Annotated in this window: 25 protein-coding genes and 1 pseudogene; 10 read left to right on the top strand and 16 right to left on the bottom strand. The window is 72.1% G+C overall.

Annotation, left to right across the window (positions count from 1 at the left end; genetic code table 11):
* Positions 1 to 148: 148 nt before the first annotated feature.
* Positions 149 to 2,044: an N-acetylmuramoyl-L-alanine amidase gene (locus ACIRFL_RS00965; protein ID WP_404022844.1), complete on the bottom strand. Its 1,896-nt coding sequence runs from the start codon at positions 2,042 to 2,044 to the stop codon at positions 149 to 151.
* A 367-nt stretch (positions 2,045 to 2,411) separates the two neighbouring features.
* Between ACIRFL_RS00965 and ACIRFL_RS00960 the strand changes: the two genes are divergently transcribed.
* Positions 2,412 to 2,948 (top strand): hypothetical protein, encoded by a 537-nt coding sequence (locus ACIRFL_RS00960; protein ID WP_404022843.1) that lies wholly within the window; start codon positions 2,412 to 2,414, stop codon positions 2,946 to 2,948.
* Between the two features lie 91 nt (positions 2,949 to 3,039).
* Here ACIRFL_RS00960 and ACIRFL_RS00955 read toward each other — a convergent pair whose 3' ends face one another.
* Entirely contained in the window at positions 3,040 to 4,095 is a 1,056-nt protein-coding gene (locus ACIRFL_RS00955) for a tartrate dehydrogenase (protein ID WP_404022842.1), read from the bottom strand.
* A 69-nt stretch (positions 4,096 to 4,164) separates the two neighbouring features.
* A complete protein-coding gene (locus tag ACIRFL_RS00950) occupies positions 4,165 to 5,058 on the bottom strand; it encodes a LysR family transcriptional regulator (protein WP_404022840.1) in 894 nt (297 codons plus the stop codon).
* Positions 5,059 to 5,157: 99 nt separating this feature from the next.
* Here ACIRFL_RS00950 and ACIRFL_RS00945 point away from each other — a divergent pair, with 99 nt between their 5' ends.
* Entirely contained in the window at positions 5,158 to 6,054 is an 897-nt protein-coding gene (locus ACIRFL_RS00945) for an alpha/beta fold hydrolase (RefSeq protein WP_404022838.1), read from the top strand.
* A 41-nt stretch (positions 6,055 to 6,095) separates the two neighbouring features.
* On the opposite strand, the gene ACIRFL_RS00940 is transcribed toward ACIRFL_RS00945, so the two are convergent.
* From ACIRFL_RS00940 to ACIRFL_RS00930, 3 genes are all read right to left on the bottom strand, one after another.
* Positions 6,096 to 6,326 carry a hypothetical protein gene (locus ACIRFL_RS00940; protein WP_404022836.1) on the bottom strand — a complete coding sequence of 77 codons (231 nt, stop codon included), beginning with the start codon at positions 6,324 to 6,326 and terminating at the stop codon, positions 6,096 to 6,098.
* A 325-nt stretch (positions 6,327 to 6,651) separates the two neighbouring features.
* Entirely contained in the window at positions 6,652 to 8,058 is a 1,407-nt protein-coding gene (locus tag ACIRFL_RS00935; RefSeq protein ID WP_404022835.1) for an APC family permease, read from the bottom strand.
* A 90-nt stretch (positions 8,059 to 8,148) separates the two neighbouring features.
* Positions 8,149 to 9,777, bottom strand: coding sequence for an amidohydrolase (locus ACIRFL_RS00930; protein ID WP_404022833.1), 1,629 nt, complete (start codon positions 9,775 to 9,777; stop codon positions 8,149 to 8,151).
* 87 nt (positions 9,778 to 9,864) lie between these two features.
* On the opposite strand from ACIRFL_RS00930, the gene ACIRFL_RS00925 reads away from it, so the two are divergent.
* Positions 9,865 to 10,566, top strand: a complete 702-nt coding sequence (locus ACIRFL_RS00925) for a TetR/AcrR family transcriptional regulator (protein WP_404022832.1) — start codon at positions 9,865 to 9,867, stop codon at positions 10,564 to 10,566.
* 123 nt (positions 10,567 to 10,689) lie between these two features.
* Here ACIRFL_RS00925 and ACIRFL_RS00920 read toward each other — a convergent pair whose 3' ends face one another.
* Both ACIRFL_RS00920 and ACIRFL_RS00915 read right to left on the bottom strand, forming a co-directional pair.
* Complete coding sequence (locus ACIRFL_RS00920) at positions 10,690 to 11,724, bottom strand: DUF6745 domain-containing protein (RefSeq protein WP_404022830.1); 1,035 nt, start codon at positions 11,722 to 11,724, stop codon at positions 10,690 to 10,692.
* A gap of 26 nt (positions 11,725 to 11,750) precedes the next feature.
* A complete protein-coding gene (locus ACIRFL_RS00915) occupies positions 11,751 to 12,077 on the bottom strand; it encodes a hypothetical protein (RefSeq protein WP_404022828.1) in 327 nt (108 codons plus the stop codon).
* 176 nt (positions 12,078 to 12,253) lie between these two features.
* On the opposite strand from ACIRFL_RS00915, the gene ACIRFL_RS00910 reads away from it, so the two are divergent.
* The 7 genes from ACIRFL_RS00910 to ACIRFL_RS00880 all read left to right on the top strand — a co-directional run bounded on the left by ACIRFL_RS00910 (position 12,254) and on the right by ACIRFL_RS00880 (position 18,696).
* The gene (locus ACIRFL_RS00910; protein WP_404022827.1) at positions 12,254 to 13,210 is read left to right on the top strand and encodes an STM4015 family protein; all 957 of its coding nucleotides are present in this window, start codon (positions 12,254 to 12,256) and stop codon (positions 13,208 to 13,210) included.
* 7 nt (positions 13,211 to 13,217) lie between these two features.
* Positions 13,218 to 14,177: an STM4015 family protein gene (locus tag ACIRFL_RS00905; RefSeq protein ID WP_404022825.1), complete on the top strand. Its 960-nt coding sequence runs from the start codon at positions 13,218 to 13,220 to the stop codon at positions 14,175 to 14,177.
* Complete coding sequence (locus ACIRFL_RS00900; RefSeq protein ID WP_404022824.1) at positions 14,158 to 15,315, top strand: STM4014 family protein; 1,158 nt, start codon at positions 14,158 to 14,160, stop codon at positions 15,313 to 15,315. Before ACIRFL_RS00905 ends, ACIRFL_RS00900 begins: the two co-directional genes overlap by 20 nt.
* A gap of 1 nt (position 15,316) precedes the next feature.
* Complete coding sequence (locus ACIRFL_RS00895) at positions 15,317 to 16,123, top strand: STM4013/SEN3800 family hydrolase (protein ID WP_404023161.1); 807 nt, start codon at positions 15,317 to 15,319, stop codon at positions 16,121 to 16,123.
* Positions 16,120 to 17,475, top strand: a complete 1,356-nt coding sequence (locus tag ACIRFL_RS00890) for an STM4012 family radical SAM protein (protein ID WP_404022823.1) — start codon at positions 16,120 to 16,122, stop codon at positions 17,473 to 17,475. Before ACIRFL_RS00895 ends, ACIRFL_RS00890 begins: the two co-directional genes overlap by 4 nt.
* Before the next feature lie 10 nt (positions 17,476 to 17,485).
* Positions 17,486 to 18,349, top strand: coding sequence for an STM4011 family radical SAM protein (locus ACIRFL_RS00885; protein WP_404022821.1), 864 nt, complete (start codon positions 17,486 to 17,488; stop codon positions 18,347 to 18,349).
* A gap of 134 nt (positions 18,350 to 18,483) precedes the next feature.
* The gene (locus ACIRFL_RS00880; protein ID WP_404022820.1) at positions 18,484 to 18,696 is read left to right on the top strand and encodes a hypothetical protein; all 213 of its coding nucleotides are present in this window, start codon (positions 18,484 to 18,486) and stop codon (positions 18,694 to 18,696) included.
* 69 nt (positions 18,697 to 18,765) lie between these two features.
* Here ACIRFL_RS00880 and ACIRFL_RS00875 read toward each other — a convergent pair.
* The 8 genes and pseudogenes from ACIRFL_RS00875 to ACIRFL_RS00840 form a co-directional block, all read right to left on the bottom strand.
* Positions 18,766 to 19,108, bottom strand: a pseudogene (locus ACIRFL_RS00875) (DUF5713 family protein).
* 65 nt (positions 19,109 to 19,173) lie between these two features.
* Positions 19,174 to 19,785, bottom strand: coding sequence for a hypothetical protein (locus ACIRFL_RS00870; protein ID WP_404022819.1), 612 nt, complete (start codon positions 19,783 to 19,785; stop codon positions 19,174 to 19,176).
* Between the two features lie 6 nt (positions 19,786 to 19,791).
* Entirely contained in the window at positions 19,792 to 20,628 is an 837-nt protein-coding gene (locus tag ACIRFL_RS00865) for a carbohydrate ABC transporter permease (RefSeq protein WP_404022817.1), read from the bottom strand.
* Complete coding sequence (locus ACIRFL_RS00860; protein WP_404022815.1) at positions 20,625 to 21,593, bottom strand: carbohydrate ABC transporter permease; 969 nt, start codon at positions 21,591 to 21,593, stop codon at positions 20,625 to 20,627. Before ACIRFL_RS00860 ends, ACIRFL_RS00865 begins: the two co-directional genes overlap by 4 nt.
* On the bottom strand, positions 21,590 to 22,930 hold the full coding sequence (locus ACIRFL_RS00855; RefSeq protein ID WP_404022814.1) for an ABC transporter substrate-binding protein: 1,341 nt from the start codon (positions 22,928 to 22,930) through the stop codon (positions 21,590 to 21,592). The genes ACIRFL_RS00860 and ACIRFL_RS00855 overlap by 4 nt, the downstream gene beginning before the upstream one ends.
* A 125-nt stretch (positions 22,931 to 23,055) precedes the next feature.
* A complete protein-coding gene (locus tag ACIRFL_RS00850) occupies positions 23,056 to 23,829 on the bottom strand; it encodes a cupin domain-containing protein (protein WP_404022813.1) in 774 nt (257 codons plus the stop codon).
* On the bottom strand, positions 23,823 to 24,746 hold the full coding sequence (locus tag ACIRFL_RS00845) for a PmoA family protein (protein WP_404022812.1): 924 nt from the start codon (positions 24,744 to 24,746) through the stop codon (positions 23,823 to 23,825). The genes ACIRFL_RS00850 and ACIRFL_RS00845 overlap by 7 nt, the downstream gene beginning before the upstream one ends.
* Positions 24,743 to 25,891, bottom strand: coding sequence for a Gfo/Idh/MocA family protein (locus ACIRFL_RS00840; RefSeq protein ID WP_404022811.1), 1,149 nt, complete (start codon positions 25,889 to 25,891; stop codon positions 24,743 to 24,745). The genes ACIRFL_RS00845 and ACIRFL_RS00840 overlap by 4 nt, the downstream gene beginning before the upstream one ends.
* Between the last annotated feature and the right edge of the window lie 256 nt (positions 25,892 to 26,147).

Genomic DNA, 26,147 nt, shown 5'->3' with positions numbered 1-26,147 from the left:
CCGCGGCAGTCGTCCCGATGTCCTCGACCGGCCGGTGCGGATCTTGTGACGTGCCTGCGCGCCGGCCCGCACCCTGGTGCACACCTCCTGCCCGGTCGCACCGTGTCCGAACGCCGCCCTGGCGGGCGGTTCCGTCAGGGTTGCGCGGTCATCGGCCTGCCGCCACGTCCGCCTCGTACACGAGGGCCAGACGGTGGTTGTACTGAATGGTGTACATCTTCTTGCCGCCGGTCACGACGGTGCCGCTGGAGGGGAAGTAGTCGTCGGTGGCGGCTGGTTCCCCGGTGGCCACGTACGCCTGGCCGGCGGGAATGTCGTAGAAGCTCAGCGGCGCCTGGGTGGAGGGCGAGAGCCCGGCGGGATATTCGTCCGCGTCCGGGTAGCTGCTGCCGTACACGGCGGCGGGCGCGGCCTGGGCGGCCTTGATCACGGTCGCCCCGTGGGCGGGGGTCGTGTTGCGCCCGCCGGGGTTGTGGCACCACACCTTGCTGCCGCTGTACCAGATGGCCGTCCACGCGCCCTGCTGATCGGCCACGACGAACTGCTGGCCCGCCTGCGCGGTGCTGCCCCAGTCGTTGATCCTGCGGGTGCCGGCGCCCTCGGGGTGGATGGCCTGGTCACCGAAGAGCGGTGCGCTGCCGCTGGGTGCGGTGTGCAGGGGGACGAAGTCGGCCGGCTGGCGCCGTTCGGTGCATTCGGGCGTGGCGCCCGTCGGATCGTCGGAGGGGCAGACCTGCACCGTCTGCCGGTTCTTGGCGAAACCAGGTGTGATGGTGACCGCCGAGCCGACCCGTGCGGTGCCGTGTGCCGCGTCGACGGGGGCGCCGAGGAGGCGCATGTAGCGCTCCCAGTCCCAGGACGGGCCCGGGTCCCAGTGCATGCCGGAGACGAGGGAGGAGTTCGGTCCCGGGACGTTGTCGTGCCCGATGATGTGCTGCCGGTCCAGCGGGATGCCGAACCGGTCGGCCAGGTACCTGACGAGTTCGGCGCTTGCCTCGTACTGGGCCTGGGTGTACCACGTCCCGTTGGCGGCGGCGTAGCCCTCGTGCTCGACGCCGATCGAGTGCATGTTCGTCGAGTAGTTGCCGGCCTGGAAGGACAGGTCCTTGGTGGGCACCATCTGGGTCACCGCACCGTCCGAGGAACGGATCACGTAGTGGGCCGAGCCGCCACCGGGTGTCTGGAAGCTGTTGATGGCCGACTCGTAGGACGACTCGGTGTCATGGATGACGATGGAGTCGATCCGGATGCCATTGGCAGGCCGGTCGGACACCTGCCCGTTCGCGGCGGCGGCGGGGATGAACGTGCAGTCGAGTGTCACCGGGCACTCGGTCTGTGCCGCGTCCGTCGCCTTCAGACGAAGGCCGGCGAGCTGGTCCGTCGCGGGCCGCACGTCGGTGACGGGGGCAAGCCGGACCCGCTGACCGTCCTCCGTCGTCTCGCTGACGCCCTTTTTGACGGAGGCGAAGACCCGGTCGGCGAACGCCTTCGCGCCGCGCTCCTGCGGCGAGCCGCTGTAGCGGGCCACGGCGGCGTACCACTGGCCCACGTCCTGCGGTACGCCTCCGGTGGTGGCCTTGGCGTAGGAGGCCAGCAGGGCGGCGCCGCCGCGGATGTTGGCGGCCTCGTCGTCGCGCAGCTTCCCGGCGGGCAGCCCGGTCAGTTCCGCCGCCGCCCGCAGGGTGTGCAACGAGGGGTCGGCGGCCATCTCCTTCAGATCCGCACGCCCGGCGGCTCCCGCGTCGCCGCCGGCCATCATCGCGGGCGTCACATCCGTCAGATGCATCGGACCGTAGCCGCCGCTGGTGCTGGGTTCGCCCGGATGCGGTTCCCAGGCCGACTCGTGGTAGGCGACGCCGAGCAGCACCGGCAGCGGAACGTGGAACTCGGCCGCGGCCCGCTCGAACGCCTGCTGCCGGCCGGCCGGTTGCGGGTCGGAGCCCGAAGCCTGGGCCAGCAGCGGAACACCGGTGACGCCGGCCGCCGCGAGGGCGCCGGACGTGATCAGAAGTGGCAGCCGCCATCGCGGCTTGCGCTTGTGCACTGCGATACCTTGCCTTCACGTGGTGATTGCGCCCGCCGTGAACAGCGGAGCTGACACTATCTCACACGTTGGTGTGATGAAATCGTGAGCATCGCTGCGCTGTGCACGCCGTCGCCACGGCGGCACGACAAGCACCCCGATCCGGCCGCCGTCGGCGTGTTCCCGGCGACGGAGGCCGCACTGCTTGGGGCAGGACCGTCAGCTCGTCCACCACGGTGTGTTTCGCGCCGCCGCGTCGGACACACACAGTGGCACTGGTCGAGGTACCGCTGCGTATGATGAGGGTGACACTCGTCTGCGTGCCCGGGCCCTGCGACACCGCAGGTGAGCCCGGCGCGGCAGAAAGGGTTGAGGATGAGAGGAACACATGGTCTCCGGAACCCATGCGGCGCATGACATCGAGGTCACCGCTGAGAGCCTTCAGGCCGAACTGGAACGCCTGCAGATCCAGAAACAGTCGCTGGAAAGGGAACTGGCCGCGGTCGTGGCACACCTCGGCTCCGTACAGCGGGCCCTCAGCACCCTTGAGACCCTGATGCTGCCCCCCTCCGGTGAGGCGGCCTCGGCGGATCCGGCCGCCGGAACCGCTGCCGCGGAACGCGACGAGGCCGCGGTGCCCGGCGCGCGGCGCTCCCGTCCCGCCTCCCCCGAACCGGCGGACGCGCCCACGCCGGCCGGTGCCAACGCCGGCGGGCCGAAGCAGTACGGCAAGCTCACCGAGCAGATCATGGAGTACTTCGCCGCCGTCGGCGATGCCGACGTCCGCGCCCGCGATGTCGCGGCGGCCCTGGGGCGCGACTCCGACAGCGGAAGCATCAACGGGGTCCGCAGCACACTCGACCGCCTCGTCGGTGCGTCGCGCATCCGCCGAACCGGCCGGGGCCTGTACCGCGCCAAGGGCTAGGCCCGGGCAGACCCGCGGTGGTGCGCGAGCGGTCCGGTACGGCGCGGTGGCCTGGCTGACACGTCCCGGCCACCACAACCCGCCGTGCGGATCAGAGCAGTTCGAGCAGTTTCTCGGTGAACTCCTCGGTACCGGCGGTGCCACCGAGGTCGGGGGTGCGCACGGAGGTCGTGGCGAGCACGGCGGCGATCGCGTCCGTGATGTCGGTGGCCGCGGCCGGCTGGCCCAGATGGTCGAGCATCATGGCGGCGGACCAGATGGCGCCGAGCGGGTTGGCGATGCCGCGCCCCGCGATGTCCGGTGCGGAGCCGTGCACCGGCTCGAACATGGAGGGGTATGCGCGCTCGGGGTTGAGGTTGGCGGCGGGGGCGATGCCGATGCCGCCCGCGACCGCGGCGGCAAGGTCGCTGAGGATGTCGCCGAACAAGTTCGATGCGACGACGACGTCGTAACGTGCGGGCTGGAGGACGAACTTCGCGGCCAGCGCGTCGATGTGCTCCTGGTCCCAGGCGACATGCGGGTGGTGCCGGGAGCGTTCGTTCACCAGCTCGTCCCAGAAGGGCAGTGTGTGCACGATGCCGTTGGACTTGGTGGCCGACGTCAGCCGGCCGCCCCGCCGTGCGGCCAGCTCGAAGGCGTAGTCGAGCACCCGGCTGACCCCGGCGCGGGTGAACACGGCCTCCTGGACGGCCATCTCCTCGGGGAAGCCGCGGTTCAGACGGCCGCCGATCTCGCTGTACTCGCCCTCCACGTTCTCCCGTACGACCACGAAGTCCACCTCGCCGGGCTCGGCGGTGCGCAGGGGACTCGCCACGCCCTCGAAGACGCGGATCGGCCGCAGGTTGACGTACTGGCGAAAGCCACGGCGGATGGGGATCAGCAGGCCCCACAGGGAGACGTGGTCCGGGACGCCGGGGTGTCCGACAGCGCCCAGGAGGATCGCGTCATGGCCCCGCAGCTGATCCAGGCCGTCGTCGGGCATCATCGCGCCCTCGCGCAGATAGCGCTCGCACGACCAGTCGAACGCGTCGTAGGAGAAGGCGATGCCGTGTCGGGCGGCGACGGCGTCCAGGACGCGCCGGGCGGCGGGCAGCACCTCGGTGCCGATCCCGTCACCGGGGATGAGGGCGATGCGGTAGGTCGTCATGTGTGGATTGCAGCAACCAGCGCACCGGCGCGTCCAAGACGGGCCGTCCATGTGTCTTATAGGACGCGCCTATCCGGCCTGGCGGCCGGCGCCCTCTGTCGCACTGGCCAGGAACGCCCGGGCAGCCGGGGTCAGCCCCGTCTTCCTGCTGAGCAGCGCGACGTGCAGCGTGGTCGCCGGTTCGATGTCCAGCACGAGCGCCCCGGCCCGTTCGGCGAAGTCCCGCCAGGAATCGGTCACCACGGCCAGTCCGACGCCGCCGAGCACGAGCGGCACCAGCGCGATGCGGTGCTCGCTCTGCACGGCGAGGGTCCACTCGACTCCCGCCGCCCGGAGGTCATCGACGTACTGACGCATCCCCGTGCCCTGCTGGCCGACGATCAGACGCTGTCCGGCAAGCTGCTCGCGCCGTACCGGCGCTCCGGGCGGGAAGGGCCCGTCGGGCGGGGTGAGCAGGACGAACTTCTGCTCCATGACCGGATAGGGCCGCACGTCGGTCGCCGGGAACGGCGCGGGGCTCGCCACCAGCCCCAGCTCTGCTTTCCCGGTGCGCACCGTCTCGGTGACATCCTTCGGGGTGAAGGCCGCCTGGACGGCCACGCAGACCTGCGGGTGTCGCTCGGCGAAGCGCCGGATCATGCCGGTGAGCGGCTCGATGGACTGGGAGGGCATCGCCGCGATGTCGACCCGCCCGCTGCGCAGGCCGTGCACGGATTCCACCGTTGCCCGTGCCATCTCCAGACTGCGCACGGCCGCGCGGGCCGGTTCGATCAGGGCGGTTCCGGCCTCGGTCAGCACGGCCTTGCGCCCGATGCGGTGGAACAGCTCGCTGCCCAGGTCGCGCTCCAGTGCCCGGATCGCCTGCGACAGCGAGGGCTGGGCCAGGTAGAGCGCCGAGGCCGCGCGGTTGAAGCCGCCGTGGTCGACGACGGCGAGGAAGTACTCAAGCTGTCTGACGTCCATCGCCGCGCCTCCGCCCCATGGCTCTCATAGGGTGACCCTATAAGGATGGCCGTGAAACGGTCTTGGACCGGCGCTGCCGCGTGCTGCTGTGATCAGGGGATGACCGACCTGCTGCCTGCCGAGTTCGCCCCTCGTCTCGTGGACGCCGAGGGCGTGCGCATCCATACCCGGGTCGGCGGAGACGGCCCTCCGGTGCTGCTGCTGCACGGCTACCCGCAGACGCATCTGATCTGGCACCGTGTGGCTCCGCTGCTGGCCGCCCGGCACACCGTCGTCCTGACCGATCTGCGCGGCTACGGCGACAGCGACAAGCCGCGCTCAGGCCCCGACCACGGCGCCTACGCCAAGCGCCGGATGGCACATGATCAGCTGCTGGTGATGCGGGAACTGGGCTTCGACCGCTTCGCGGTCGTCGGCCACGACCGCGGCGGCCGGGTCGGACACCGCCTCGCCCTGGACCACCCGGACGCCGTGACGGCGCTGGCCGTCCTGGACATCGTGCCCACCCGTCACGCCTTCCGGCACGCCGACGCCGGCTTCGGGCTCGGCTACTACCACTGGTACTTCCTCGCCGCCGGCGACGGCATCCCGGAACACCTCATCGGCGCCGACCCCGGCTTCTGGGTCCGCACCCGCATGGGCGCCCGCCACCACGGCGGAACCCCCTTCGACCCTCGTGCGCAGAACGAGTACGTGCGCTGCTTCTCCGACCCGGCGGCCATCCACGCCTCCTGCGAGGACTACCGCGCCGCCGCGAGCATCGACCTCGTACACGATGACGAGGACGCCGCCGCGGGCCGCCGCGTCACCTGTCCCCTGCTGGCCCTGTGGGGCGCACACAGCTTCGTGGGCCGCACCTACGACGTCCTCGATGTCTGGCGCGCCTACGCCACGGACGTACGGGGCCAGGCGCTGCCCTGCGACCACTACGTGCCCGAAGAGGCCCCCGGCCAGACCGCGCGGCTGCTGGACGTCTTCCTTGAGGGCCGGCCGTGACCGGCCCCGGCACACACGGCTGACGGGCTCTCGGTGCCCGCTCAGCGGTGCCGGTGACGGCGGTGGTAGACGTCGCTCGACGTGGGCGCGGCGTTGTCGACCGAGCGGGCGTTGAACGAGACCCGGTCCATCTCCGCCTGGAGTCGTGCCTCGCGCTCGATCAGCAGACCGTCGGCCGTCTGTGTACGGCTGCTGTTCCTGCGCAGCAGGACGACGACCAGGAGCACGACGAGTGCGCCGAGCACGCCGAACAACACGAGCACCGAGGTCATCTCGTGCTTCCCCCCTCTTCTCAGGACACCGTTGCACCCACTCATCGGGACAGCGGCCCGAGTACGGCCGGCTCCGGGAGCGTGGTCGTGGGGTGCGCCGGCGTCAGGCTTGCCGTCCTGCGGCACCATTGTGGCGCCGCGTCCCGGTCGTGTCATTGCCGGGGACCGGCAGTCTCGATGCGTTCATCGTGCCGGTGAACGGGCGCCCGCCCTGATCCCGCCGTGCCGCCGTCGCCGTCGGGACGCCGTCGGCGGCGGGAGGTACGCCGTCGCCGTCGGGGCGTCGTCGCCGTCGGGCGGAGGACCGGGGCGGACGCCATGCCGTTCAGCGCGGCACCGCGCCCCGCGCTTCCGCCGCGGACCCGTCACGGGGAGCCGCCACGGCCTCCGCCGGGTTCTCGCTGAAGCTCATCACCGGAGGCTTCCGGCTGAACATACGGGTCAGGAACAGCAGATACAGGAACCCGGCCAGCATCCAGCAGAGCCCCACCTCGAAGGTGATGCCCTCCAGGCTGGTCCACAGCCAGAGGGTCAGGGCGAAGCCGACGACCGGCAGCAGTCCGTAGGACAGCAGATCACGGCCGCTGCGGCGGCCCTTGTCGACCAGGTAGTGCTTGACCACGCTCAGATTGACCACCGAGAAGGCGATCAGGGCGCCGAAGTTGACCATCACCACGGCGTTGTCGAGGCTGATGAACAGCGCGACCAGCGAGACGGCGGACACCAGAGCGGTCGCGGTCGCCGGGGTACGCAAGCGCGGGTGGAGCCGGCCGAACACCCGCCTGGGGAGCACCCCGTCGCGTCCCATCGAGTAGAGGATCCGGGACACACTGGCCTGCGTGGCGACCCCGGAGCCGAAGGCGCCCGCGACATAGACGGCGACGAAGAACGAGGTGAACGCGGAGCCGCCGAGCGTGCGCATGATGTCCAGGCCCGCGCTGTCGGGGTCGGTGAAGGTGGAACCCGGGTGCACCAGCGCGCCCATCCAGGACACCACGATGAACAGCACGCCACCGAGGACGGTGGTCAGCACGATGGCGCGGGGAATGGTGCGCCGCGGGTCCTTGGCCTCCTCCGACATGGTGGAGACCGCGTCGAAGCCGAGGAAGCTCAGCGCGAGGATCGCCGCCCCGGAGAACGCCGCCGAGGTCCCCGAACCGCCCGGCAGGAACGAGGCGAACGGCGCGGAGACACCGTGGTCGAGCGTGCGATGGACGGACAGGGCGACGAAGACCACCACGAGCACCCCCGCGAGGCCCACCACCAGGGTGCTGAGCCGGCTGATGAGGTTCACGCCGAGCACATTGACGAGCAGCGAGAGCAGCAGCGCGGCGAGCACGAACACCTGCGCGGGCACCGACGGGAACTCGCTGTGCAGATAGATGCCGATCAGCAGGAAGTTGATCATCGGCAGGAAGAGGTAGTCCAGCATCAGGGTCCAGCCGACCATGAAGCCGACGTGCCCGCCGAAGGACTGCTGGGTGTAGGTGTAGGCGGAGCCTGCGGCCGGGAACGCCCGTACCATCCGCCCGTAGCTGACGGCCGTGAAGAGCATCACCACCAGGGCGATCACATAGGCGGCCGGCAGATGTCCGTCGGTCACGCCGGTGACCGCCCCGTAGGTGGTGAACACGGTCACCGGAGCGAGATAGGTGAGACCGAAGAGGGTGAGTCCGGGCAGTCCGAGGACCCGCTTGAGCCCGGATCCCGCGGGGGTGTCTGTCGCCGTCATGAGCCGTTCCTTCCGCAGAGAGAATGACGGGTTGCCGGGCGATCCGGCAACGGGCGGTGGCGGGGCGTGCGGCGGCGCCCCGCCGTACGGTCACCCGTGGGCGTGGTGGGTGCGCTCGCCGGCCAGCCAGGTGCCGCGCACGGTGATGCGGGGCACGTCGTGCGGGTCGCAGTCGCGGGGGTCCCGGTCGAGCCAGACGAGGTCGGCGCCGCGGCCCGGGGCCAGGACACCACGGTCGTCGGCCATCGCCTGGTGGGCGACGCCGGCCGTGTAACAGGACATCGCGGTCTCGATGTCGATCCGTTCCCCGGGCAGCCAGCCGCCCTCGGGACGGCGCTGCGGGGTCTGCCGGGTCACCGCGACCGGAAGGCCGGCCAGCGGCCGGTGGTCGGTGACCGGCCAGTCGCTGCCGAAGGAGACCCGGGCGCCGCTGCGCAGCAGCGATCCCAGCGGGTACTGCCGGCGGGATCGTGCCTCGCCCAGGCGGGGCATGGTCAGGTCGGTCATCACCGGGTCGGGTCGCAGCCACAGCGGCTCGATGTTGGCGATCACGCCCAGTTCGGCGAAGCGCGGCAGGTCCTCGGGGTCGACCATCTGCACATGGGCGATCACCGGGCGGCGGTCCCGGGGGCCGCGTACCTCGGTGAGGTGGGCGAGGGCGTCCAGGGCGGTACGGATACCGGCGTCCCCGATCGCGTGCAGATGCGGCTGCAGTCCCAGCCGGTCGAACTCCAGCAGTGCCTCGCGCAGTTCGGCGGCGGCCCACAGCGGCATGCCCCGGGTGCAGGGGTCGTCGGCGTACGGTTCGAGCAGCGCCGCGGTGCGGTTCTCGATGATGCCGTCGACGAAGAACTTGACGGTGCGCAGGGTCAGCCGGTCAAGGCCCGCCGCCTCGATCCGGTCGCGGTCGGCCGCGAACTCGGCCAGCTGTTCGCGCCAGCGCGACGGATCGGCGCGCAGGGCGAGGTTCACCCGCGTGGCCAGTACGCCCTGCCGGGCCGCCGCCAGATAGGCGTCGACGGCCTCGTGCTCCACCCAGGCGTCCTGGATCCAGGTGACACCGGCCGCGGCGTAGGTGCGGGTGGCGATGGCCAGGGCCCGTACCCGTTCGTCCCGGCTCCATGCGGGTGCCGCGCCGAGGACCGCGTCGACGGCGTCCCACTCGACCAGGGTGCCCATCAGGCTGCCGTCGGGACGGCGGGGGAACCGCCCCCGCTCGCTGTCCTTCACCGAGTCGTCGAGTCCGGCCCGGCGCATGGCCTCGGTGTTGCACCACAGTGTGTGGTAGTCCCAGGCGCGCAGGGCGACCGGGCGGTCGGGCACGGCGGCGTCCAGCCAGCGGGCGTCGAAGAGGCCGTCGGGGGCGAGCGTGGCGTCATAGCTGCCGCCCAGGATCCAGTCGGCCTCCGGGTGCTCGGCGGCGTACCGGGCGACCTCCGCGACCAGCTCGTCGACGCTGGTACACGGCCTGATCCGGGGGCCGAGCGCCTCGAATCCCGCCTGGTCTGGGTGGCAGTGGCCGTCTGCGAACGCGGGCATGAGCAGGCCACCGTCGAGATCCAGCACCTCGTCGGCGGCGCCGGCCAGCGCCTCGGCCGCGGCGCCGACGGCCGCCACCCGGCCGTCCCGCACGGCCAGCGCGGCCGGTGGCCGCCCGGTGTCGGACGGCGTGGGCAGACCGGTCCACACGGTGGCGTGCCGGAAGACGGTGAGGGGCATGCGCGCTCCTAAAGCGAAAGCCATTCGTTTTAGTGCACGCAGGCTAGACTCACGCGACGACGCTTGGGAAGAGGGGCGGCACATCGGATGAGCGCCGGGACGCGCAGGACGGGACGGCCGAGCACACCCGTACTGGATCGCGAGGTGATCATGCGCGGCGCGCTCGACCTCATCGACGAGGTGGGCGCCAAGGGGTTCTCCGTCGCCCTGCTGGCCCGGCGGCTGCGGGTGCGGCCCTCGTCGCTGTACAACCACGTCAGGGGCAGGGACGACATCCTGGCCGGCGTGCGCGAGCTGGTGGCCGACCCGATCGACGCGGGCGTCTTTGACACCCTTCCCTGGGACGAGGCCCTGGTCAGCTGGGCCAGGCTCTACCGGGCGGCCTTCGCGGCGCATCCGCAGACCATCTCGTTGCTGGCCACCATCCCGGTGTGGGGTGCGCACCGCACCCTGCGGATGTACGAGTCGGTGGTGGCCGGGCTGGAGCGCGGCGGATGGCCGACCGCGTCGGTCATCCCCGTCATGGTCGGCGTGGAGTCGTTCGTGCTGGGTTCGGCGCTGGACCTGGTGGCACCGCCCGCGATGTTCGACCCGGGGCCGGACTCGCCCCAGGTGCCCAGGTTCTCCGCCGCGGTGCACGCCCGCGACGAGGCATCGGCCGCGCAGCGACGGCCGGCCGCCGACCTGGCCTTCGAGATCGCCCTCGGGGCGCTGGTCGACGGCCTGCGCACCCGCCTGGCCACGGAACTCGCCACGCAGACCAGGAGGACTGACGCCGCGTCAGACTGACACTGCGTCAGGCCGGTGTCACACCACCGCGTACGCAGGGGTACGGAAGACCGCAGGGCCTGGGTCTTCTCCGGTCCTCAACGGCGCCCTCGCCGGCCCCCGGTCCTTCGCCGGAGCGGCGGCTCATGTCTGCCGCTGCGGTGCGTACTCGGCCTCCTCGAGTCCGAAGGTCCAGGCGACGCCTTCCCTCGCGGTCCGGGTGCGGGGTGGCACCCGCAGCCAGTAGGTGCGGTGGGTGCCGTCGGGCTCCGGGGTGGAGTTGACCACCTCGATCATCACCAGCGGCTCGTCACCCTCCAGTTCGATCCGCCAGAGCACTCCCGCCTCGTCCCGTTGCACGGGTTCGGCACCGGACTCCTCCAGATACCGGTCGTAGCCGTAGTACTCAAGCATCACGCGGCGCAGTTCGGCGTTCTCCTCCTCGCGTATGCGCCGCGGGGTGAGCCCGGCGAGTTCGCCGAGGAACGCGGCCGGCACCGGCATGCCGCGCCAGGCGTGCAGGGCGAATCCGTCGGGGAAGGCGAGCGCCGGCCCGTCCCCGCGGTCGAGCCTGCCCGCCTCGTCACGGTGCAGTTCCACGGGGCGTTCACAGACGATCACGGTCTTCTCGTAGGGCCACCACCAGCCCGCGGCGCGGGCGACCGCGGCGATCCCGGCAAGCGCCTCACCGCCGTCCTGGCCGTCGAAGGCGGCCAGCCAGGCCGCGTCGTGCTGGCCCAGAACCGCGTCGAGCAGCGCGAGCCGGACCGCCTGCTCGCCGCCTGCCGCACCGGCCGAGTCCTCGACCACGCCGGTGCGTATGCGCTCGGTCAGTATGACCGTGCCGTCCCAGAGCGGGGCGCTCGTCAGGGCCCAGTGCTCGGCCCAGCCGGCCGGCCCGAGCCGGCCGAGGACACGCTCCCGGGCGACGGCCCACGGCCGGGTACGCACCGCGTCGCGGACACAACGGCCGGCCGTCTTCTCCGCCATGAGTCGCGTGGCCAGCACGGCGCCCTCGCGGGGCGATCCCACCCACACGATCCGCTCCGGCCCGGGCAGGCCCGCCAACCGGTAGGCCAGCCGCAGGCCCTCCTCGGCGGCCGCCCGGTCGGCGGGCCCGGTCGCCGCCGCCACCTCGCGCCACGTGTCCGTCGCGTCCGCCCGCGCCTGCATCGCCATCGTCACCGCTTCGTTCTCCCGCCGTCTCAGTCCGCCACGACGCGGACCGCGCCGGGCACGTACTCACGCTGCCGCACCACGCGGTACCAGCCCTTGGGCAGCGGTATCGCCGCGTGCTCCTCGTGCACCACCCTGCCGCCGTCCGGGAGATGGAGGTAGGAGGCCGCGAACGGCCCGGCCTCGCGGACCAGCGTCCCGGGCCCGACCACCGCGTGGGCGTGTCCGGTGACCTCACCGAGAGCCAGCACGAGCCTCCCCCGCGCGTCCCGCGGCTGCCGCGGCAGCCGGTCCGTGCCCGGCGGCACGGCCGCCTCCTCCACGGGCACGATCAGGACGTCCCCCTGCCGGTACATACGTGTCTCCCTTCCCCGTCGGCGCTCGCCGATCGATGTCCACGACGCTACGCCGGGGGTCTGACAACGCCCCTCGGACCGGGCGGTGCACGGCCCGTTGCCGCCGATGTCAGTGCGGCTTGGTACAACTCTTCGCGATCACTGCTTCACGTCCGGGTCCCAGGAGGCCAGCGCTCATGTCCCATGTCGAGCATCTGAAGGAACTGCACGGCCTGCCGGCCTTCGACTTCCCCGCTCCCGGGGAGCGAGGGGAGCTGCCGGCGGCGGGCGCCGTGGCCTGGCGGCTGGCCCTCGACCCGTACGGGGACTCCGTGCAGGAGAACTTCGGTGAACTGTGGGCCCGCTTCCTCGCAACCGTGGATCCCGCCGGTGTCCGCGCGATCGTCGTGGGCCCGTGGGGCGAGGTGTACGACCACGACTCCAGCGTCGTCGTACGGTCCCTGGTGGACGCCCGTGACCGACTGACCGCGCTCCGGGCGGTGTTCATCGGCGACCTTGAGATGGAGGAGGCGGAGATCTCCTGGATCGAGCAGAGCGATGTCACACCGGTCCTCGGCGCCTATCCGCTGCTGGAGGAGTTCGGGATCCGCGGCGGCACCGGACTGCGCTTCCCGGCGGTCCATCACCAGCACCTGCGCACGCTGCGTTTCCAGGCCGGCGGCCTGCCCGGCGAGGTCGTGCGCGGTGTCGCCGCCGCCGAACTGCCCGCGCTGGAACACCTCGACATGTGGCTCGGCGTCGAGGAGTACAGCGGCGACGCGACGGTGGCCGACCTCGCGCCGATCCTCGCCCAGGGACGTTTTCCGGCACTGCGCCATCTCGGCCTGCGCAACAGCGAGATCCAGGACGAGATCGCCGCGGCCGTCGCCGCGGCCCCGGTCGTCGCCCAACTGACCTCGCTCGACCTGTCGCTCGGCGTGCTCACCGACCAGGGCGCGGCGGCGCTGCTCGACGGCCAGCCCCTCACCCACCTCAGCCGGCTCGACCTCCACCACAACTTCGTCACCGAGCCGATGGCCCAGCGGATGCGTGCGGCACTGGAGCCGTCCGGCGTCGACGTCGACCTGTCCGAGCCCGGCGACAGCTGGGAGAACGACGGCGTCGTCCACCGCTTCACCGCCGTCGCGGAATGAGACCGTCATGACCTTCGCCGCTCATTTCGACACCTTCCACGGGCTGCCCGTCCACACCTTCACCGAGCCGTGTGAGCGCGAGTTGGTGGCCGCGGGCGACGTGGCCTGGCGGCTGGACTGCTCCTGGGAGACGCCGTTCGCCGACCTGTGGCAGTCCTTTGTGGACCGGGTGCCGAGCACGCAAGTACGGGCCCTGGTCATCGGGCCCTGGTGGCACGACGAGTACAGCGAACTGCGTCCGGCGCTGGAGCCGATCCTGGCCGACGCGGAACGCTTCCCCGCGCTGCGCGCCCTGTTCCTCGCCGACGTCACCGGCGAGGAGTGCGAGATCTCCTGGCTGCGGCTGACCGATGTGACCCCCGTCCTGGAGCGCTTCCCGCTGTTGGAGGAGCTGGGCGTGCGCGGCGGCGGCTCGCACGGACTCGGCGAGGAACCCCTGTCGCTGCGCCCGGTGCGGCACGGCGCGCTGCGCGTGCTGCGGTTCGAGTCGGGCGGCCTGCCCGGCGAAGTGGTGCGGGCCGTCGGCGCATGCGAACTGCCCGCCCTGGAGCGTCTGGAGCTGTGGCTCGGCGTGTCCCGTTACGGCGGCGACGCGACCGTGGCCGACCTCGCGCCGATCCTCGACCAGGGACGCTTCGGGGCACTGCGCCATCTCGGCCTGCAGGACAGCGAGTTGCAGGACGAGATCGCGGCGGCCCTCGCCTCGGCGCCGGTCGTGGCGCAGCTGGAGTCGCTGAGCCTGTCCATGGGCACGCTCACCGACACCGGAGCCGAAGCCCTGCTGCGGGGCCAGCCGTTGACCCATCTCAGCCGGCTCGACCTGCACCATCACTTCCTGAGCGAGTCCATGGCCGAACGGATCCGTACGGCGTTCGGGTCCGCCGGGACCGAGGTGGATCTGTCGGACCGTCAGGAGCCGCACCGGTGGCGGGACGAGGAGTGGCGTTATGTCGCCGTCTCCGAATAGCCCGGCGCCCGGCGCGGGTCTGCGGTTCGCCGTGATCGGCAATCCCGAGAACCGGCGCACGACGATGTTCGCCGCTGCCGTCGGCGCGGCCGGCCACCCGGCGCCTCGGGTGCTCGCGTGGCGGGACGTGCTGCGCGGGCGGTACGCCTTCGCTCCGGGCGAGTTCGTGCGGATCGACTCCCCCGGTGAGAACGCCGAGGTGGACCGGCTGCTGCGGGGCACCGACGATCCCGCCCGGGTCGAGGGAACGGCCCTGTGGTACCGCCGTTTCACCGCCGCGGTCCGGGAACTGGCCGGCGCGGCGCACCGCGCGGGCGCCGTGACGTCCGCCGAGGCGGAGGATGTCGCGGTCCTGTTCGACAAGCGCCGCTGCCATGCCCGGCTCGCCGCCGCAGGCGTCCCCGTACCCCCGGCCCTGGCGGGCCCGATCGGCGGCTGGGACGGGCTCAGGGAGCAGCTGAAGGCCGCCCGGATCTCAAGGGCGTTCGTGAAACCGGCGCACGGCTCGTCGGCCTCCGGTGTCGTGGCCCTGTCGATGGCGGGCCCCGGCCGGATCAAGGCGACGACGTCCGTGGAGACCACTTCCGACGGCCGCCTGTACAACTCCCTGCGGATACGCCACTACACCTCGGAGACCGAGGTCGCCGCCCTCGTCGACGCCCTGGCCCCGGACGGGCTCCACGTCGAACGGTGGCTGCCCAAGGCGGCGCAGGGCGGCCGGGCCGCCGATCTGCGGGTGGTCGTGGTCGCGGGGCGCGCCACGCATGCCGTGGTGCGGACCAGCCGGCACCCCATGACGAACCTGCACCTCGGTGGCGCCCGCGGCGATCTGGAGGCGGCACGCGCGGCGATCGGCGCCGCGGGCGGCCGGTTCACGGACGTGCTGGAGGTGGCCGAGCGGGCGGCAGCGTGTTTCCCGGGCACGTTGTGCGTCGGAGTCGACGTCCTGCCGTCGAACGGGTGGCGCCGCTTCACGGTCGGTGAGGTGAACGCCTTCGGGGATCTGCTGCCCCGGCTGACCGGCCTGCCCGGCAGCGGCGCCGAGGGCCTGGACACCTACGCCGCGCAGGTCGCCGCGGCATCGGCCGCCGTACGGCGGGCGGAACACGAGGAGCAGCGCCATGACACCACCGCTTGACATGAACGAGATCGTGGGCAGCCACGATCTCCTGATGGTCACGCTCGACACCCTCCGCCTCGACGTGGCACAGGAGTTGGCGGCGGCCGGCCGCATCCCGAACCTGGCGAGGCAGCTGCCCGGCGGTGCCTGGGAGCGCCGGCACGCACCCGGCAGCTTCACCTACGCCTCCCACCAGGCGATGTTCGCGGGTTTCCTGCCGACGCCGGCCGCGCCGGGTCCGCATCCGCGGCTGTTCGCCGCCCGTTTCGCGGGCAGTGAGACCACGGCGAACGGCACGTTCGTCTACGACACACCCGACCTGGTCTCGGGACTGGCCGCCGTGGGCTACCGCACGGTCTGCATCGGCGGCGTCGGCTTCTTCAACAAGCGGGGGCCGCTCGGCTCGGTGCTGCCCGGGATGTTCCAGGAGAGCCACTGGGAACCGGAGTTCGGGGTGGCGTCCCCCACGTCGTTCGAGGCGCAGGTGGCCTGCGCCGAGAAGGTCGTGGCCGGGCTCGCGCCCGAGCAGCGGCTGTTCCTCTTCGTGAACGTGTCGGCGCTGCACCAGCCCAACTGGTTCCACCTCGACGGGGCCACCCGCGAGGCGGGCGACACGCGGGCCACCCACGCCGCGGCGCTCGAGTACGTGGACCGGCACATGGGGCGGCTCCTGGCAGCCGCCGCCGGCCGCGGCCCGTGTTTCGCCATCGTCTGCTCCGACCACGGCACGGCGTACGGCGAGGACGGCTACAGCGGCCACCGCATCGGCCATGAGGCCGTCTGGACCGTTCCCTATGCCCACTTCTTCGTCGACGAGGCCCGATGACCATCACCGAAGCGGCGTCCGCGTCCGCCGTCCGCCCGTACCAGCAGTACGTCTACGCCTATCCGCACAAGACCGCCTACCGGCCGCTGCCCCGACAGCGCGCGTCCTTGCGCGAGCTGTGGGCGGACGAGCCGAAGGACGCCCTGTCCCTCTATGTCCACATCCCCTTCTGCGAAGTGCGCTGCGGCTTCTGCAACCTGTTCACCCGGATCGGGGCGCCGGACGGCCTGGCCGCCGCCTACCTGGACGCGCTGGAGCGTCAGGCCGCCGCGGTCCGCGAGGCGCTGGGCGGCACGGCACGGTTCGCCAACGCGGCCTTCGGCGGCGGCACTCCGACGTTTCTGGAGGCGGCGGAGCTGGAGCGGCTGTGCGATCTGGCCGAGGGCCTGGGCGCCGATCTGAGAGCCGTCCCGTTGTCGGTGGAGGCCTCGCCCGCGACGGCGACCGCCGACCGGCTGGCCGTGCTCGCCGCCCGCGGCGCCACCCGGCTGAGCCTGGGCGTGCAGAGCTTCGTCGACGCCGAGGCGCGCAGGGCCGTACGCCCGCAGCGCCGGGCGGACGTGGAAGCGGCACTCGCCCGGATCCGCGACGCCGGCATCCCCGTCCTCAACATCGACCTGATCTACGGCATCGACGGCCAGACCGAGGCGTCCTGGCGCCGCTCCCTGGACGCCGCCCTGGCCTGGCAGCCGGAGGAGCTGTACCTGTATCCGCTCTATGTGCGCCCGCTGACCGGGCTCGGCCGGCAGCACGGCGGGGCGCACGGCGAGGCGGCGTGGGACGAACAGCGGCTGCGGCTGTACCGCCACGGCCGCGACCACCTGCTCGCGCGCGGCTACCAGCAGGTGTCGATGCGCATGTTCCGCCGTACGGGCGCCCCCATGACGGGCGGAGAGGACTATGCGTGCCAGACCGACGGCATGGTCGGGCTCGGCTGCGGCGCCCGCTCCTACACGTCCACGCTGCACTATTCCTTCGACTACGCGGTGGACATGCACCGCATACGCGGGATCATCGACGACTACGCCGCCCGCTCGGCCGACGACTTCCGGCACGCCGACTACGGCTGGGAGATGACCGCGGACGAGGCCCAGCGCCGCCATCTGCTGCAGTCGCTGCTCCAGGCCGAGGGCATGCCCGTCGCCGGCTACCGGGCCCGTTTCGGCAGCGCGCCCGGCGACGACTTCGCCGCCGAACTGGACCGGTTCCACGCCCGGGGCTGGCTGGACGACTCGGCCGGCCCACGGCTGCTGCGGCTTTCCCCTGAGGGACTGGCCCACTCCGACGCGCTGGGTCCCGAGTTGTTCTCCGCCGCCGTGCGCGAGCGCATGGCCGCCTATGAACCGAAGTGACGGAGCCCGCATGGACCTGACCATCCTCTACCGTGGCCCGCTGGCGTCGTGCGACTACGACTGCCCATACTGCCCGTTCGCCAAGCGCCGGGACACCCGCACCCAACTCGCCGCGGACCGGGCGGCGCTGGAGCGCTTCGCCGCCTGGGCGGCGGCCCGGCAAGGCGACCGGCTCTCCGTGCTGTTCACACCGTGGGGCGAGGGCCTGGTGCGCTCCTGGTACCGGCGTACGCTCGTGGAACTGAGCCGGCTGCCGCACATCCGCCGGGTGGCGATACAGACCAATCTGAGCTGCCGTACGGACTGGCTCGCCGAAGCCGACCTGGACACCCTCGCCCTGTGGTGCACCTTCCACCCCGGACAGACACCGTACGACCGCTTCCTCGCCAAGTGCGCGGACCTGGCCGGCCGCGGGGTACGGCACAGTGTCGGCGTCGTCGGCCTCCCCGAGCACCTGGAGCAGGCGCGCCGGCTGCGGGCCGACCTGCCCGCCCATGTGTATCTGTGGGTCAACGCCGCCGAGGGACACACCTACACCGATGCCGAGGCCGGCCGGTGGACCGCCCTCGACCCGCTCTTCCCGTACAGCCGCCACCCACACCGCAGCGCGGGTCTGCCCTGCCGTACGGGAGAGTCCGTCATCTCGGTGGACGGCGACGGCACGGTGCGGCGCTGCCACTTCGTCCCCTCCGAGCTGGGCAACCTGTACGACGGCTCCTACCGGCGGGCACTGCGCCCCCGCGTGTGCCCGCTGGCCGTCTGCGACTGCCACATCGGCTACGTCCATCTGGAGACCCTGCCCCTGTACGACGTGTTCGCCGGCGGTGTCCTGGAGCGGATCCCCGCCGTGCCACCCCCGGTCCGCGCGGGGTAGGCGGGCGCGGGGCGCCGCCTGGGTGTGCCCGCACCCGGGCGGCACGCGCCCCGCCCGGCACCCGGGTGACCTGCTCATTCCCGGTGGAGTGCCGTGTCCTGCCGGAGCGCGGCGCCGGACGTAGATTCGGACATATGGAGCAGGCGCCGGAGCGCATCGATCCCTCGACGGACCGGGTGGCCGCCGCGATCCTGCTCGGCTGTGCGCCGCACGAGGTCGGATACTGCCCGCGCTGCCAGGGACTCACCCACCGCTACGGCCACAACGCGCAGGTCCTGTGCCCCGCCTGCACCGCCCCATCCGGCGGGCAGCGGCCGGCCGATGGCGCGGGGCGCCGGGACGGCTGACCGGTGCGCCGCATGCGGCGGCCACCGCGGTCACCCGGGGGACATCGGCTCCCTGCCGGACGTGTGCCGTCACCATTCCCGGGTGGCTATCAGTTCCTCGACGTCCGCGTCGGGGAATTCCGTAGGCCGACGCGACGAACCAGAAGTCCTCGGCGATCTCCTCCCGCGCCACCGTCTCGATCTCGCTTCCGGCCGCCTCGAACTCCGCCTCCAGCAGGTTGAACTCCTCCGTGGCGGCCTGGGTGAGCACGGCCAGGGCCGCCACGTCCGACGGCTGCTCGGCCTCGATCCGTTCACACAGCCGCACCAGGATCGCCCTGCCCCGGTCGACGACGTGGTCGGGAAAGTACGCGTCCGCGTACAGCTGCCGCAAGAACGCGTGCTCTGCCACCTGCTGGTTGGTGATCGACATGGTGTGTTGTCCTCCCCTTCGACGACGGACGCGCCGATCATGCACCACACCACTGACAGGACGCCTCAGCGCTGTGGCCCGTGCGTCGGGGCGCGCAGGTCCACCGCGGTGGCGGCGAACGCCACCGGGCCGGGCAGCAGCGGTGTCAGCAAGGGCATGGACCAGGCGAGGAGCGCGGCCAGGAGCACGGCGCCGCCCAGCAGGAGCGTGCCGCGCGGGTCGGCGGCCGAGCGCAGCAGCCCCTCACGTGCCGACAGCCGGTGCGGGGCCGTGAGCGCGCTCGCGCGCAGGCCCACGGTCGCGCTGCCCAGGGTGAGCAGCGCCAGCGCGGGCGCCATGGCGGCGGCTCCGGGCAGTGCGCCGCGCACCAGCGCGGAATCGACGAGCAGGACCACGGCGAGCAGCGGCACGAGCAGACCGGCGGCCAGCGAGCCCGCGGACAGGTGTGCGCGCAGTTGGCCGGCGTACGCGCCGATCCGGATCTGGGTGCCGGTGCCGACGGTCTCCCTGAGGGTCGCCGAGGCCGCGGCGAGGGCGGCCGGGACGGTGACGACCGGGAGACAGGCGAGGCTGGTGAGCAGGCCCACGAGGAGCATGTCGGCGAACAGGGCGAAGCCCGGGCTGAAGATCTCTCCCGCCTCGCGGCGGTCACGGGGCGGTGCGGGTGCGCGGCTCATGGTGGTTCAGCCCTTCAGTCCGGTGGTGGCCATGCCCTGCACGAGGTAGCGCTGGAAGACGAAGAAGAACAGCACGATCGGCAGCACGGAGATCACCGACATGGCGAACATGGGGCCGTAGGCGGAGGTGCTGGACTGGTCGACGAAGCTGCGCAGGGCGAGGGTGATGGTGAACTTCTCCGGCGCGAACAGATAGATCATCTGGGTGAAGAAGTCGTTCCACGTCCAGATGAACGTGAAGATGGCCGTCGTGATCAGCGCGGGCCGGCTCAGCGGCAGCGTGATCGACCAGTAGGTGCGGAAGGCGCCGCAGCCGTCGATGCGGGCGGACTCCTCCAGTTCGCGGGGCAGCCCGCGCATGAACTGGACGATGAGGAAGACGAAGAACGCGTCGGTGGCGAGGAACTTGGGCAGGACCAGCGGCCAGTAGGTGTCCACCATGCCGAGCCGGTTGAAGATGATGTACTGCGGGATCAGCACCACGTGGTGCGGCAGCATCAGGGTCGCGACCATGAAGGCGAACATCGCCCTGCGCAGACGGAAGCGCAGCCGGGCGAAGGCGTAGGCGGCCAGGGAGCAGGACAGGACGTTGCCGACGACGGCGCCCGCCGCGATCAGCAGGGTGTTGGACAGCAGGCGGGTGACGGAGACGCCCGACACTCCGTCCAGGGCGGTCGTGTAGTTGGACCACTCCAGGTGGCTGGGCCACAGGTCGAGGCTGGTCACCACCTCGTTCGCCGGCTTCAGCGAGGTCGCAAGCAGCCAGGCCAGCGGGTAGAGCAGAACGAGCAGGCACACCGCCGCGACCGTGTGCGGCAGCCACCGCTTCGTGGCGATGTTCATCGCGTCTCCTCGTCCGCGTAGAAGACCCAGGACCGTGAGGTGCGGAACAGGATCAGGGTGATGACGCCGATGGCGATCAGCAGCAGCCAGGCCATGGCCGCCGCGTAGCCCATGTGCGAGGCGGTGAATCCGCGCTCGTACAGGTACAGCGTGTAGAACATGGTCGAGTCGGCGGGTCCGCCGTCGCCGCCGCTGATGGCGAAGGCCGGGGTGAAGACCTGGAAGGAGTTGATGATCTCCAGCACCAGATTGAAGAAGACGACCGGGGACAGCATCGGCACGGTGATGGAGACGAACTGCCGCCGGCGGCCGGCGCCGTCGAGGGCCGCCGCCTCGTAGAGGTCGGGTGGGATCTGCTGCAGTCCCGCCAGGAAGATCACCATGGGTGCCCCGAACTGCCACACCGTCAGCAGGACGACCGCGTACACCGCGAGGCCGGGGTTGCCGACCCAGCTGCCGGTGTGGATGCCGAACGTGCCCAGGACGTCGGGGACGGAGCCGCCGTCGTTGAACAGGGCCCGCCACACCAGGGCGACGGACATGCTGGCCCCGAGCAGGGACGGCGCGTAGAACGCGGAGCGGTAGAAGGCGCGGCCCCGGGCGAGGTTCTTCAGCAGCATCGCCACGCCGAGCGCGAGGCCGAGTTTCAGCGGGACGGCCACCACTACATAGAGCAGGGTGGTGCCGACCGACCGCCAGTAGCGTGGGTCCTCGGTGAGCATGTCGGTGTAGTTGCGCAGGCCCACCCAGCGCGGCGGATCGAACAGGTTGTAGTCCGTGAACGACAGGTACAGCGACACGGCCATCGGCACCAGGGTCAGCACGGCCGCGCCGATCATCCACGGTGAGAGGAACACATAGGCGGGCCACTGCCGTTCGCGAACCGGGCGGCGTCGCTCCGCCGCAGGCCGCCGGTCGGTCGTCCGGCCGGCGCGCGCGGGCGCCCTGGTCGACACTGTGCTCATGACCTCAGCTCCCGCCTGGCCTCTTCGATGAGTTCGCGCGCCGCCTGCCGTGGTGTGGCGAGGTTGAACAGCACGCGCTGATAGGTGCGGTTGAAGGCCTTGTTGATCGCGACGTCGCCCGGCGGCGGTGCGGTGGGCGGGGCATCGAGGCCGTACTTCTCCATCGTCCGCGCGTACTGGTAGATCTCCCGCTCCGGGCCTTTGAGCGTCTTGGCGACGCGGGCGGCGATCACACGGTTGGGCGGGGTGGACCGGGTGAAGCCCAGGATGTCGCCCGCCCGCCGGTCGTTGAGGAGGAAGTCGACCAGTTCGGCGGCCTCTTCGGGGTGTGCGCTGTGGGCTCCGATGCCCAGGAGCATGCTGGGTTTGAAGTACGAGCCCTGCCGGCCGTCGGTCGACGGCGTGGGCGCGAAGTGGACCGCGTCACCGAGGAGCGCCGGGTAGCCGGGGAACGGCGCGTCCCAGGTGAAGTCGGCGGCGGCGAGGCGGCGGCCCATGGGGCTGGTCTCGGTGCTGTGGGCCTGTACGGTGTCCTCGGCCGCCGCGACGGCGCCTTCCTCGCGCAGTGTGTCGCAGAACGTCCAGAACGCGGTGAGGTCGTCCTCGGTGAATCCGAGCCGCCTCTGGCCGGCGTAGAGCTGCTTGCCCCGGCTGCGCAGCCAGGTCTCGAACACGTCCTGGTTGCCGCCGCCGTCGTTGGCGCCGGTGACCGGGCGGCCGTCGGGGGACCTCAGGCCGAGGGCGGCGAGCCTCCTGTTGGCGCTCGCCCAGTCCTGCCAGGTCCAGCTCGGCCGCGGGGCGGGGATGCCGGCCTTGCGGTAGAGGGCGGAGTCGTAGGCGTATCCGGTGATGCCGCGGCCCATGGGCAGTGCGTACTGTCCGCCCTTGTAGGTGCCCGTCCGCAGGAACTGCCGGTCCATCTCCGAGGTGCGGATCGTGCCGTTGCCGATGTCCTGGTCGAGCGGTCGCAGCGTGCCGCCGGCCGCGTACTGGGAGATCTGCCGGTAGTCGAGCTGGACCACATCGGGTACGCCGCCTCCCGCGGCCTGCGTGGCCAGCTTCTGCAGGTAGGCGCCGAACTCGCCGTTCGACGTACGGACGGTGACACCCGGGTGTTCCTTCTCGAAGAGCCGTACGGCCTGCTCGGTGCGCGCGGCACGGTCGTCGTTGCCCCACCAGGAGAACCTGAGGGTGATTCCTTCGGACGAGGAGCCGGCGCCGGCGGTGGAGCACGCGGTGAGCACGGCCGTCAGGGCGGTGCTGAGGCCGACGGCCGCCGCGGCCAGCACGGCCCGGCGGCGCCGGAGCCGGCGCCGGCCGCTTCGGGGCTCGGACATGGTGGCCCTCCAGACGGTAACGGGACAGGGAGGTGAGGAGCGGGCCGGCACACCGGCGGACGGCGCCGCACGCGTGGCGGGCCGGGTCCGCGGCCGGGGCCCGCGCGGTCGTACGGGCGGCGCGGTCAGATGCCGGGGTAGACGTCCAGGCGGCCGCACATGCCGAAGCGTCCGCGTGCCGTGGGACCGGTCGCGGCGACCCGGGCCGCGGCGAGATACGCCCCGTTCTCGGCGTTCTCGGTGTTCTCGGGGTTCTCGGTGTTCTCGGGGTTCTCGGCGCGCAGCGCCTGGAGCTGGGCTTCGGTCGCCGTCGCGGCGGCGTGGGCGCCGGAGCGCCAGCGCTGTTCCCAGGCGTCCAGTCGGGGCCGCACCAGTTGCGCGGCTGCCCGGTGAAAGGCCGCAAGCGGCTCCGGATCGCCGCTCTCGGTGGCCTTCCGCAGCTCCTGGAAACGGCGCGTCGCCAGGTCGCGGCGGGCTCGCGCGACCTCGGCCTGCTCGGTCTCGGCGGCGTCGGCGGGGATACGGACCGCGTGCGCGTAGGTGTCGGTGTCGGTGAGCAGGTCAGGGGGCAGGGTGAGCACGGCGTCGCCCGCCTCGGGCAGGCCGCTGTTCTGCATCACGACGGTGATCTGCAGGCCGCCGTCGTTGATCAGCCGGTGGATCGTGCCGGGCGTGAACCAGGCCACCGTGCCCGGCTCCAGGGGCGTCTCCTCGTAGCCGGAGGCGGTGAGGGTCTGCACCGCGCCCCGGCCGGCCGTCACCACGTATCCCTCGCTGCACGTCAGATGCATATGCGGCGTGCCTCCGCCGGGCCGGCCGTCCGGGGTGGGCCAGTCGTACACGCTCAGCCGGGACACGCCGACCGCCGCGGGGAATCCGTCGTACGTCGCGCTCACCACGGCCGCCCCCGCCGATGCGCGGCGACCCGCTCGCGGTCCCAGGCGCCGTCGGCGACGGTCACCCGGTAGCCGCGGGCCAGGGTGTCGCCGGGGGCGAGGACCAGTTCCTCGTGGAACGCCCAGGAGGGCGCGACCGCGGCGAACGGGTCGGTGCGCACGAACCAGTGGGCCGGATGCGTCCCCTTGTCGCCCGCGTGGTCGTTGGCCGGCGCGTGCTCGAAGACGACCGTGGCGTGGCCGTCGCGCCCGTCGTGCTCACCGACGTAGGCCAGCCAGGGTGCCTGACTCCCCATCAGGTCGCCGCCGGCCGCGTCGGCCGTGAAGACCTGGCCGTCGCGGAAGGCGCGCGGGCCGCGCCAGAACAGCCCGGTGTAGCCGGCGGCCGGACGGCCGTGGGTGGTGGGGCTGCCGAAACGCAGGGGTTCGGCACGGCGGTTGGTCACGGCCGAACTCCAGGTGAACGACCAGCTGCCGGCGTCCGGGTCGACCTCGCACACCTCGATCCGGCGCTCTTCCTCGGCCCACAGCTCACCGTCGTACGGGTGCCAGGTCAGGCGTTCGGCGATGACGACGTGGTCGCCTTCGGCCGCCACCTCGGCGAAGGCGACATGGGCCATGGAGCCCACCTTCTCGGGCAGCGCGAGGTATCCCTGCCCGTGCACATAGGTGTTGCCGCCCCACAGGTTCTGACCCGACAGATGAGAGGCGGTCAGCTGGAGTCCTTTGTGCCACCGGTGGTCGTTGGGCCGGTAGTCGGTGACGAGCGCGCCGGTGAGGGTCCGGATCGGGTGGAGGTAGGGCTTGGGCGCCTCCCACGCGGCCTCGGGCCGGTACACGTAGGCGAACAGCTCGGTCCCGGTGGCCTCGTGGGTCACGGTGATCCGGTCGCCGTGGGCGTGAGTGAGTGCGAGCGTCATGCGGGGGCTGCCTCCTTGCGTGCGGCGGCCGGCGCCCAGCCCTGGGCGCCGCCGTGCAGTGCGGTGTAGTAGGGGTCGCCGGGGCCGATGTCCCCGGCGCGGACGGGGGCGTCGGTGAACGCGGACTTGTACAGGGCGGTGATGAACTCAAGCGTGCGCCGGCCGCCGGTGCCGCTCGTGGAGTGGCGCCGGCCGGCCTTGATGTCGGCGACGAGGACGCGTAGTTGGGCCAGGTGCGAACTGGGTTCGTCGGCGCCGAAGTCGCGCCAGGCCGCCGCGGTCTCCTCGGGGACACCGGGCGCGGGGGTGATGCGCCAGTCGGCGTTGCGGTGTCCGTACAGGTGGGTCAGTTCGATCGTGGCGCGTTCGCAGTCGATGCGGATCCGGCTGACCTCGTCCGGGCTGAGCACGCTGTTGACGAGGGTGCCGACGGCGCCGTTCGCGAAGCGCACCAGCGCCGTGGAGACGTCCTCGGTCTCCACGGCGTGCACGAGCCGTGCCGCCATCCCCCGCACCTCGCTCCAGGGCTCCATCAGGTCCAGCAGCAGGTCCGTCTGGTGGATCCCGTGCCCCATCGCCGGGCCGCCACCTTCGGTGGCCCACCGGCCGCGCCAGGGCACCGCGTAGTAGGCGGCGTCCCGGTACCAGGTGGTCTGGCAGTGGGCCAGCAGCGGACGGCCGAACTCACCGGCCTGGAGCAGCCGGCGGACATGGCGGGCGCCGGAGCCGAAGCGGTGCTGGAAGACGATGGACGCGTACGCTCCCGTGCCGCCGGCCCGCCCGGCCGCCTCGATGGCGTCGAAGTCCGCCAGCGACGGGCACGGCGGTTTCTCGCACCACACCCAGGCTCCGGCCCGGAGCGCGGCCACGGACTGCTCCCGGTGCACGGCCGGAGGTGTGCACAGCACCACCAGATCGGGGCGCACCTCGGCCAGCATCGCGTCGAGGTCCGTGGAGGCGTACAGGATCCGGGCCTCGGCGGCGAACGCACGCGCCGCACGCTCGTCGACGTCGACCGCGGCGACGACGTCCACCTCGCCCTCGCCGGCCAGCGTGCGCAGCGCGGGCAGATGGCCGGCGCGTGCGATGCCCCCGGTGCCGACCACGGCCGTGCGCAGCGGGGTGCGGGAACGATTCGGAGACATACGGGTCCTCTCGTGCGGCGGACGGGCGGGCCACTGCGCGGAGCATGGGTTCGGGATGGCGGCGTCGGCGCGGGCCCGCGAGCGGCGCCGTCTCGTCGGGGCGGGCTCGGCCGCCCGGGTGGGGCGGCCGTCCGAGCTGCCGCCGACGCGGCCGTCGGCGTGCGGTTCCAACGTTGTAACCGTGGGGCGTCGCCAGGGTCAACCCCCTGTCAGAAAGGGATTTCTACGCGGTCATGAGGGCTGACGCTCGTGGTGC

Origin of the sequence: Streptomyces sp. NPDC102462, from assembly GCF_044765425.1 — a bacterium.
Classification (GTDB): Bacteria; Actinomycetota; Actinomycetes; order Streptomycetales; family Streptomycetaceae; genus Streptomyces.
Note: the sequence above shows the minus strand (reverse complement) of the source record. Positions and strands in the feature narration are given on the sequence as shown.

Excerpts from the sequence above, each read along its gene's own strand:
- ACIRFL_RS00840 (WP_404022811.1), bottom strand. The coding sequence starts at position 25,891 with ATGTCTCCGAATCGTTCCCGCACCCCGCTGCGCACGGCCGTGGTCGGC.
- ACIRFL_RS00945 (WP_404022838.1), top strand. The coding sequence starts at position 5,158 with ATGACCGACCTGCTGCCTGCCGAGTTCGCCCCTCGTCTCGTGGACGCC.
- ACIRFL_RS00935 (WP_404022835.1), bottom strand. The coding sequence starts at position 8,058 with ATGACGGCGACAGACACCCCCGCGGGATCCGGGCTCAAGCGGGTCCTC.
- ACIRFL_RS00865 (WP_404022817.1), bottom strand. The coding sequence starts at position 20,628 with ATGAACATCGCCACGAAGCGGTGGCTGCCGCACACGGTCGCGGCGGTG.
- ACIRFL_RS00910 (WP_404022827.1), top strand. The coding sequence starts at position 12,254 with ATGTCCCATGTCGAGCATCTGAAGGAACTGCACGGCCTGCCGGCCTTC.
- ACIRFL_RS00880 (WP_404022820.1), top strand. The coding sequence starts at position 18,484 with ATGGAGCAGGCGCCGGAGCGCATCGATCCCTCGACGGACCGGGTGGCC.
- ACIRFL_RS00890 (WP_404022823.1), top strand. The coding sequence starts at position 16,120 with ATGACCATCACCGAAGCGGCGTCCGCGTCCGCCGTCCGCCCGTACCAG.
- ACIRFL_RS00860 (WP_404022815.1), bottom strand. The coding sequence starts at position 21,593 with ATGAGCACAGTGTCGACCAGGGCGCCCGCGCGCGCCGGCCGGACGACC.
- ACIRFL_RS00845 (WP_404022812.1), bottom strand. The coding sequence starts at position 24,746 with ATGACGCTCGCACTCACTCACGCCCACGGCGACCGGATCACCGTGACC.
- ACIRFL_RS00940 (WP_404022836.1), bottom strand. The coding sequence starts at position 6,326 with ATGACCTCGGTGCTCGTGTTGTTCGGCGTGCTCGGCGCACTCGTCGTG.
- ACIRFL_RS00925 (WP_404022832.1), top strand. The coding sequence starts at position 9,865 with ATGAGCGCCGGGACGCGCAGGACGGGACGGCCGAGCACACCCGTACTG.
- ACIRFL_RS00905 (WP_404022825.1), top strand. The coding sequence starts at position 13,218 with ATGACCTTCGCCGCTCATTTCGACACCTTCCACGGGCTGCCCGTCCAC.
- ACIRFL_RS00870 (WP_404022819.1), bottom strand. The coding sequence starts at position 19,785 with ATGAGCCGCGCACCCGCACCGCCCCGTGACCGCCGCGAGGCGGGAGAG.
- ACIRFL_RS00955 (WP_404022842.1), bottom strand. The coding sequence starts at position 4,095 with ATGACGACCTACCGCATCGCCCTCATCCCCGGTGACGGGATCGGCACC.
- ACIRFL_RS00950 (WP_404022840.1), bottom strand. The coding sequence starts at position 5,058 with ATGGACGTCAGACAGCTTGAGTACTTCCTCGCCGTCGTCGACCACGGC.
- ACIRFL_RS00895 (WP_404023161.1), top strand. The coding sequence starts at position 15,317 with ATGAACGAGATCGTGGGCAGCCACGATCTCCTGATGGTCACGCTCGAC.
- ACIRFL_RS00930 (WP_404022833.1), bottom strand. The coding sequence starts at position 9,777 with ATGCCCCTCACCGTCTTCCGGCACGCCACCGTGTGGACCGGTCTGCCC.
- ACIRFL_RS00855 (WP_404022814.1), bottom strand. The coding sequence starts at position 22,930 with ATGTCCGAGCCCCGAAGCGGCCGGCGCCGGCTCCGGCGCCGCCGGGCC.
- ACIRFL_RS00900 (WP_404022824.1), top strand. The coding sequence starts at position 14,158 with ATGTCGCCGTCTCCGAATAGCCCGGCGCCCGGCGCGGGTCTGCGGTTC.
- ACIRFL_RS00915 (WP_404022828.1), bottom strand. The coding sequence starts at position 12,077 with ATGTACCGGCAGGGGGACGTCCTGATCGTGCCCGTGGAGGAGGCGGCC.
- ACIRFL_RS00960 (WP_404022843.1), top strand. The coding sequence starts at position 2,412 with ATGGTCTCCGGAACCCATGCGGCGCATGACATCGAGGTCACCGCTGAG.
- ACIRFL_RS00920 (WP_404022830.1), bottom strand. The coding sequence starts at position 11,724 with ATGGCGATGCAGGCGCGGGCGGACGCGACGGACACGTGGCGCGAGGTG.
- ACIRFL_RS00885 (WP_404022821.1), top strand. The coding sequence starts at position 17,486 with ATGGACCTGACCATCCTCTACCGTGGCCCGCTGGCGTCGTGCGACTAC.